The organism is Candidatus Binatia bacterium, from assembly GCA_036382395.1.
In the GTDB taxonomy this organism is placed as follows: domain Bacteria; phylum Desulfobacterota; class Binatia; order HRBIN30; family HRBIN30; genus JAGDMS01.
Genome location: DASVHW010000107.1, coordinates 1 through 7,741 on the forward strand (window position 1 = coordinate 1; position 7,741 = coordinate 7,741).

Genomic DNA, 7,741 nt, shown 5'->3' on the forward strand with positions numbered 1-7,741 from the left:
CGGCTCCAGACTCGACGACCCTCGCGGCATAGCACCATAACGACTGCCCGCCAAACGATCCGCCGGGCTCTCCACTCCACGCCCGCCACAATTGAGCCCGCGGGTATAATTCCTCCTTGCCCTTCAGCGTCGCCCCGCAAGACCACTTCGCTCGCGAATAAGGAGGGTGGTAGGGGTGCGTGTCAGGCGGGAGACGGACCTCGCCCAGCGTTCGGAGCGAACGCAGCCTTATATCGCCAAGGCACGCGACGCCGACCGGAGACGGTCTCGGGTTTCGGGGGCCGTAGGCGGGTATGGGTCATCGTTAGACCCCACTCACGCCTTCCTCTCCACTCGCGTTCCAAACAATTGGCCCCCGGGGGGCCAATTCACGCAACACGGCGCAATACGGCGCAACATTCGATGCGACATTCCTCAGTGATTTCAAGCGCCGCTTGGGGTTCAAGTCCCCCTCCTCGCATTCTCCCTTTTGCATTCGGCACGCGCACCTCGACTCGACCGGCATCCGCGGCGACGCCAAGGGGCCGGTGTTCCGGTCGCTCGCCCTTGGGCCGGGGCGACCGCTCTCGAAGCGACCGCTGGCGCAGTCGGAAGCGTGGCGCATGATCCGGCGGCGCGCCAAGGACGCCGGCATCAAGACGAGGATCGGCCGCCACACGTCCCGGGCCACTGGTATCACCGCCTACCTGGAGAACGGCGGCACATTGGAGCACGCGCAGCAGATCGCCGCCCACGAGTCTCCGCGCACGACGAAGCTCTACGACCGGACCACCGACCAGGTCAGTCTCGGCGAGATCGAGCCCATCACCATCTGAGGCCAACCTCCCTGCTCTCGGGGACGATTGACGACTAAACCGTTGTACAGTACTTTAAACATATGTCCAACCCTACCGCGATCGCCCGCTTCACCGGCAACCACCAGGTGAGCATTCCCAAGCCTGTGCGCGACGCCATCGGCCTTGCGCTCGGCGACTTCGTGGAGCTGACCGCCGAGCGCGGCACCATCGTGCTCCGGCCGAAGCAGCTCACCGACAAGCCGATCCCTGAAGCCACGCCCACGGCCGCCGAAGTCCGCGCCCTGAACCGAGTCATCGCCGCTGACAAGCGCGGAGAAACCACGCCTTATGAGCAGTACCGATCCGAGCGCGCCGCCCGGTTGGCTGGTCGTCGTCGACAAGCCCGCCCAAAAGCAGCTCGATAGGTTACCGCCGCGTGACTTCGCCCGCGTCGACGCCGCCCTGCTCTCCATGGCCGCCGACCCGTTCGGTGGCGACCTCGAACGGCTCACCAAGCACGACCGCTATAGCTTCCGCCGCCGCGTCGGTTACTACCGCGATCCTATTCAACGTTGACACGGTCGCGCGTCGTGTCCGAGTCGGCGCCGTCGATCGACGGACCACGACGACGTACCGCAAGCGACGACGGTAGCCAACAATGAAATCTCACCGGCTCAGCTCCACCCGAAAGTGCATTGCGTTCCCAAAGCGAATTCCTGACGACATCTGGCGCGGAGAGTTCGACCACCGGAAGCCGTATCAACAAGATGGGGGCTATCAATTCGTGCACTCTGATCCCCGCTTGCGATCGACCCCAAAGCACTCAGAATTCGGTAAGCCGTGACCCGTTGCCATCCGGGTCCTTGAACCCGGCGACGTGCTGGATTCGTCGCGAGCCGGTAATCACGCAACGCGATGAACTCCAGGGGTGTGATGCAACTGCGCCACTCACAGCGGGGTTAACGTGGGATGCCGTAGGGTTATGACTACTTCCGGCGACCGACTCCTATGCAAGCAGGAGTGTCAACGCAACACATGCTGTACGCCAAGTCGTTCGCTGTGGTATGAGGGCGAGCAGAATGGACGCTCCAGATGGAAGACCATCGACCGTTCGCGGTGGCTATCAAAATCGAACGGCTGGCGAGCCCGGCTGTGCTTCGGTCCCGTGCGAATGTTGTGAAGAGTGTACGAACGCTGCTGACGCTTTTCTTGCTGACTTTTGGTGCGGCATTGCAAGCGACCGCTGGCGCGGCTTGGTGGTTCCATTGATACGCCTACAGTAATTGAAAGTTAGGTCCACAAGGAGCAAATCAATGCGAAATGATCGACCACTTGTCAAACGATATTTGAGCCAAAACGCTATACGGAAATTGCATATCGGCTGCGGTGGCAACGTTCTCGACGGGTGGCTTAATGCAGACTACGACCCGCATTCGGAGACTATTCTGCGCTTAGACGCGGCTCATCAGTTCCCTCTTGATAACGACACGTTCGATTACGTATTTAGTGAGCATGTGATCGAGCACATACCATACTCCCAGGGCGTACTGATGTTGGCTGAATGTTTTCGTATTCTAAGAGAACATGGAACAATTAGAATATCGACACCAGATTTATCATTCCTAATCGACCTCCATAAGGGCAAGAAATCACATTTGCAGAAACGCTATGTCAAATGGGCTACAGATAACTTCATAAAAGGTGCACCTTATTACGATGATGCGTTCGTTATTAACAATTTCGTACGAGATTGGGGGCACCTGTTCATTTACGACGAGAAGACGCTGCGCTCGTCCTTAAACAAAGCCGGGTTTACAAGAGTTACGAGATGCGATCTTAGCCAGAGCAGGGACGCGGCATTAAGGAATTTGGAAAACGAAAAGCGAATGCCCAAGGGATTCTTGAGGCTAGAGACCTTCACGTTAGAAGGAAGAAAAGTAGTGGGCAAGCTAAGCAAGCGCTCCGCCTGACGGCTATTCCGCTGCGCTTCATGGCTGACGGTGAGCTTAATCGTTTGTCTACAGGCGGCTGGGCAAATCCCGCCGAATGGCAATCCTTTTGGACATATGACACTTCGCTCGTAAACCGTGGGGGACTGCAGCAAGGGACACCGTGACAAGATGAGCGTCCCCGATTTCCAGACTCTCATGCTCCCGCTCCTGCAGCTTGCCTCGGATGGTAAAGAGCACTCCATCGCGGAGGCGAGAGAATCGCTTGCAGCACAGTTTCATCTGACGGAACAGGAGCGGGCGGAACTTCTGCCAAGTGGACGACAGGCGAGATTTGATAATCGGGTCGCCTGGGCGAAATCGTTCCTGCAGCAGGCGGGTGTGCTCACGGCACCGCGTCGTGGGCACTTCCAGATCTCCGATCGGGGGCGGCAGCTCCTCCAAGAGAATCAGCCACAGATCAACATCAAGGCACTTGAGCGTTACCCCGAGTTCGTGGAGTTCCGTTCGTCGAGTCGCAAGAAGGAAACTGAAGATGGTGAAATCGAGAGCGGCGCAGCGGAACACGAGACGCCCGAGGAGTTGCTTGAATCCGCCCACAGCGCATCAGAAGTGAACTGGCAGCGGACCTCCTGAGCCGGGTAAAAAACAGTTCGCCACAGTTCTTCGAACGACTCGTGGTGGGGCTGTTGGTGAACATGGGCTACGGCGGGTCCGGGAAGGAGGGGGTGAAGCAATTCGGCGGCGCGTGACTGCTTGGGGTTCGGGCGCGTGATCATTTCGAAGGTCGCCGCTGCGCCGTCAGTGCCAGGAGCGCGACAGGTGTTGCGCACGATGGTGGTGAGTTCGCCGAGCAGCGTTCGAAAGCTGTGCACGACACTGCCGTCCGCGAGCCGCCGGGAATGGACCTTGTCGAGCGCCTTCTCGTATCGCGTCGCCGGCGCGACGGGGTCGCGCGTCTGCTTGGCTTGCTGGTCCTCGTCACAGAACAGCAACGGCAGCCAGGCGTCGATCATGTGCCACTGCACATAGTAGGCCAGCATACACAGGAAGATGTGCGCGCGCACGCGATCCTCGGTGCGGTGATGAATGGGCCGTACCTTCAGATCGATGGTCTTGTAGCACCGAAACGCCCGCTCCACGTTGCTCAGTTGCTTGTAGCTGCGGACCGCATCCTGCGCCGACATCGTGCGCGCCGCCAGGCTCGTGCGAATGACGTAGATCCCGTCCAGCGTCGCCTCGCGCCGCACGTTCTCCTCGTCGATCCGATAGCGAAACTCGTTGGCGCCAATCTCGAGCACGAAGTGCTTGGCGACCTTGTACTTGTTGACCACCTTGCCCACGCGGATGCCGATGGCGTCCTGGCCCTTGAGCCGTCCGCGCTTGACCATGCCGCACACGATGTCGAGTTCGCGCACGGTGGCGGCGAGCAACGATTGCCGCGTGTACGCGCGCGACTTGGCCAGCTCCGGATTGCGGCAGGCCACCAGGCGTTCGCCGGGATAGTCCTGGTGCGTCAGCTCGAAGAGATTGCGCTGGTCGAACAGCCCGAGCTGGACATGCCCTGGCTCGACCAATTCGCGGATCGCCGCGCTACGTAACGCCGTGATCCACTGCATACCGTCGACCTCGCGTAGCGCGTCGATCCGTTTTTGCGAGATCATGCCGCGGTCGCCGACCAGGACCAGCGAGTGCAGGCCAAACTTCTCGCGTAGCTTGTCCACCTGCCCGAGCACCGTGGTGGAGTCCGCGGTGTTGCCCTTGAAGACGGACACCGACACCGGAATCCCCGCCGCGTTGGTGAGCAGTCCGTAGTTCACCTGCAACTTGCCGCGTTTGCCGTCACGGTCATGCCCACGTGCGGCCAGCGGACAGCTCAGGCCCTCGAAGTAGCTCGAGGTCAGGTCGTAGAGCACGAGGGCATCGTCCTTGAGGTGGCGCACCGCCAGTTTCTTCTCGATGACGCCCTGGCGCTCCAGCAACCAGTCCATGGCCGCGTAGCAGTCGTCCTCGGTGGCATCGTCCAGGCCCAGGAGGGCGGGCAGCGTCGTGGTGCTCCACCAGCGTGTCGCGGCCAGCTTGCTGCGGGGGGCCAGGATGCGCGCCCCGACCATGGCCATCACCCGGTCGCGTTCGCGCCAGTGCCGCGAGGCAATCAGCGTCTCAAACCCCAGCCGTTTCATCGTCGTGAGCACGGCCTCGACGTGCCCGTGATGCCGCGAGGCGATGACCTCGAAGCGCTCCTGCACGGCACACAGTTGTTCGCCGCGCAGGCCGCGGCGGATCAGTTCGACGACCGCATCGGACAGGTGCGAGAGGTTGGCGAGGGTTTCGTTGCGGACCTTCGTGCCCTCCCGGTAGCTGCGACGCAGCAGGTGGGTCTGGTAGACCTTGCCGTTGTAGCGTCGTCGAGTAGTGACGACATGTACCACCGTGCCGCGTCTTGTCACACCCGACTCATACCGTAATCTGTGTGGCTAGTCAAGCGCTTTTAGTGACTACATTGTGCACGCCGAAACCCTGCCTCCTGGACGCGAAACCCTTGTCCAACTCGCACTATTGGTGACGCCTCAGCGAAAAAGTGGCGGGAACTTCAGCCTAACCCAACTGGGCGACTCGGGACATGGTCGACGTACACCGTCTCTCCCTTGACCCCTTGAACGTAAAGCGCGCCCCGACAATCTGCCAGTTCACTGCCAGAGCCCCTGACCGCCCTACTTCCATCCACGCGGGTTGGCAAAGAAGTCGCGCTCCCAGTCTTCGATGAACCTGAGTGCGCGCTTGCGCTCGTCTGGGTGGCGGTCGGCGACGTTGTACGATTCGCCCGGATCGATTCGCAAGTCGTACAGCATGGGGAAATCCGACAGCAGATGAATCGTCCGACCTGTCTTCGGGTCCGTGTAGGTGTATCCCTGCGCCCGCTTTCCGGTGAGCGTGCTCGGCTTGTCGAACGGCACCGGCCAGTAATAGCGGTTGACGTAGCGGTAGTACTTCCAGGGCCCCGAGCGCACGCCGTCGATCACCTTGTCGTGGAAGAAGAACAGGGCATCGTGGGGACTGGCGGTTACGCGTCCCGTCATCAAATCCCAGATGTCGCGTCCATCGATGATGCGATCCGCCGGCAGGTCCAGCCCGGCCAGCCCGAGCAACGTCGGGAAGAAATCGATGTTCATCGCGGCGGCGTCCACCCGCGCGCCCGCGGGCAACGTGCCCGGCCAGGAGGCGATCATCGGCACGCGCCGCCCGCCCTCGAATGGCATTCCCTTGCGGCCCCGCAACCCCTGCGTGCTGCCGTCGAACCAGGCGCCGTTGTCGCTGGTGAACACGACCAAAGTGTTCTCGCGCAGGCCGCGCGATTCCAACGCCTTGATGATCTCGCCGACGCTGCCGTCCAGTTCCTCGGTGGCGTCGCCGAAGGGTCCCGCAGCCGACTTGCCCTTGAAATCCTTGGACGGGAAGAAGGGAACATGCACGTCCTTTTCGGCGACGTAGAGGAAGAAGGGCCTGTCCTTGTTGGCCTCGATGAACTGGATCGCAGCCTTGGTGAAATCCGCCGTCAGGTGCTCCTGATCCAGGCCGACGTGACTTGCTCTTCGTTGCGCCAGTAGGCGACCGGGAACTCGTCGTTGGAGTGGGGAATCCCCTCGTAGAAATCGAAACCGTGTCGCGTCGGGAGGTATTTCCGATCGTGAGAGTAATCGCCCAGATGCCATTTGCCCACCATGCCGGTGCTGTAGCCGGCGACCTTCAGCGCTTCGGCAATGGTAATCTCGGAGTCCGGCAGGCCATTGACGAATGAATCGTGGAAGTCCGACATGCCCAACCGCGTCGCGATTCTCGTGAGCGCGAGATTGACGCGGTGCGCGAATGAAATTTCGCTGGCAAAGAATAAGTGTGAGACTATAGACCCGGCCCTCTGCTTCGGCTCCCCGATCACCCGCGCCGCCGGCGTCTCCCTGATCGGCGTCCGCCGTCGTCGCGGTCGCGGCCGGGGGTCTCTGGTGCGCCGGGCTTCGGTCCAGATTGGGGCGTGCTGCGCGCCGGTCCTGTCGCCGGCCGGGCGGCGCGGCGTTCGACATTACCTCTGGCGCGCTCCCGTTCCCCGGCTTTGCGGCTGCGGATGGCTGCGATGCGCTCGGTCAACGGGACCTCGAGGCGGGCCGCTGGCCGCGCGTTGTAATCGAAGTCGGGGACGGTGACGCGCGGTAACCGCTTGCCGATCGCGCGCTCGATCTGATCCAGGTCCCCCTGCTCTTGCGGCGAGACAAACGTGAACGCGTCGCCGGTGGCCTCGGCGCGCGCGGTGCGGCCGACGCGATGGATGTAGTCATCGGGCACCGGCGGCACATCAAAGTTCACGACGTGGCCAAGTTCCTCCACGTCGATGCCGCGGGCGGCGATGTCGGTGGCGACGAGGACGCGGTACTTCCCCGCCTTGAACCCGGCGAGCGCCGCGGTGCGTTGCGGCTGCGAGCGGTTGCCGTGGATGCGCTCGGCCTTGATGCCGTGGCGGACCAAGTGTTCGGCCAGCCGGTTGGCGCGGTGCTTGGTGCGGGTGAAGACCAGTGCGTCGCGCATCTCGCCGCGTTCGAGGAGCGTGACCAACAGCGCCGCCTTGAGCTCCTGCGCGACCGGATACACCGCCTGCGTGATGCCCACTGCCGGCGCCGCCTGACGCCCGAGGTTGACGGTGGCCGGGTTGTGCAGCATCTCCTGTGCGAGTGTGGCGATCGGCGCCGGCATGGTGGCGCTGAAGAAGAGCGTCTGCCGGCGTGCCGGCACGTGGCGCAGAATGCGGCGGATGTCCGGGAGGAAGCCCATGTCGAGCATGCGGTCGGCCTCGTCGAGCACCAGATGCTCGAGCCCGCTGAGCTTCGCATACGGCGCCCGGAAGTGATCGAGGAGCCGGCCGGGCGTGGCGATGAGCACGTCCACCCCACTGCGGAAGGCGTGCTCCTGCGGCGCCATCGCGATGCCGCCGTAGACGGCGGCGGCGGTGATCGGCGTGTGCACCGC

The 7,741-nt window shown here is 62.3% G+C and carries 8 protein-coding genes; 3 read left to right on the top strand and 5 right to left on the bottom strand.

Going from position 1 to position 7,741, the window contains the following annotated elements:
• Positions 1–434 precede the first annotated feature (434 nt).
• On the top strand, positions 435–815 hold the full coding sequence (locus VF515_05020; GenBank protein HEX7406997.1) for a tyrosine-type recombinase/integrase: 381 nt from the start codon (positions 435–437) through the stop codon (positions 813–815).
• A gap of 62 nt (positions 816–877) precedes the next feature.
• Positions 878–1,201 (top strand): AbrB/MazE/SpoVT family DNA-binding domain-containing protein, encoded by a 324-nt coding sequence (locus VF515_05025; protein HEX7406998.1) that lies wholly within the window; start codon positions 878–880, stop codon positions 1,199–1,201.
• 1 nt (position 1,202) lies between these two features.
• Here VF515_05025 and VF515_05030 read toward each other — a convergent pair whose 3' ends face one another.
• Positions 1,203–1,355, bottom strand: coding sequence for a hypothetical protein (locus tag VF515_05030; GenBank protein ID HEX7406999.1), 153 nt, complete (start codon positions 1,353–1,355; stop codon positions 1,203–1,205).
• Positions 1,356–2,089: 734 nt separating this feature from the next.
• On the opposite strand from VF515_05030, the gene VF515_05035 reads away from it, so the two are divergent.
• Entirely contained in the window at positions 2,090–2,746 is a 657-nt protein-coding gene (locus tag VF515_05035; GenBank protein ID HEX7407000.1) for a methyltransferase domain-containing protein, read from the top strand.
• Positions 2,747–3,207: 461 nt separating this feature from the next.
• Here the strand turns inward: VF515_05035 and VF515_05040 are convergent, their stop codons facing one another.
• The 4 genes from VF515_05040 to VF515_05055 all read right to left on the bottom strand — a co-directional run.
• Entirely contained in the window at positions 3,208–5,175 is a 1,968-nt protein-coding gene (locus VF515_05040; protein ID HEX7407001.1) for an IS1634 family transposase, read from the bottom strand.
• Between the two features lie 264 nt (positions 5,176–5,439).
• Positions 5,440–6,330: a sulfatase-like hydrolase/transferase gene (locus tag VF515_05045; protein ID HEX7407002.1), complete on the bottom strand. Its 891-nt coding sequence runs from the start codon at positions 6,328–6,330 to the stop codon at positions 5,440–5,442.
• Positions 6,282–6,542 (bottom strand): sulfatase-like hydrolase/transferase, encoded by a 261-nt coding sequence (locus VF515_05050; GenBank protein HEX7407003.1) that lies wholly within the window; start codon positions 6,540–6,542, stop codon positions 6,282–6,284. Before VF515_05050 ends, VF515_05045 begins: the two co-directional genes overlap by 49 nt.
• A gap of 116 nt (positions 6,543–6,658) precedes the next feature.
• The coding region (locus tag VF515_05055; GenBank protein HEX7407004.1) for a DEAD/DEAH box helicase at positions 6,659–7,741 on the bottom strand (1,083 nt) is incomplete at its 5' end.

Bases quoted from the DNA above. Each gene is read 5' to 3' on its own strand.
- VF515_05035 (HEX7407000.1), top strand. From the start codon at position 2,090: ATGCGAAATGATCGACCACTTGTCAAACGATATTTGAGCCAAAACGCT.
- VF515_05050 (HEX7407003.1), bottom strand. From the start codon at position 6,542: ATGTCGGACTTCCACGATTCATTCGTCAATGGCCTGCCGGACTCCGAG.
- VF515_05025 (HEX7406998.1), top strand. From the start codon at position 878: ATGTCCAACCCTACCGCGATCGCCCGCTTCACCGGCAACCACCAGGTG.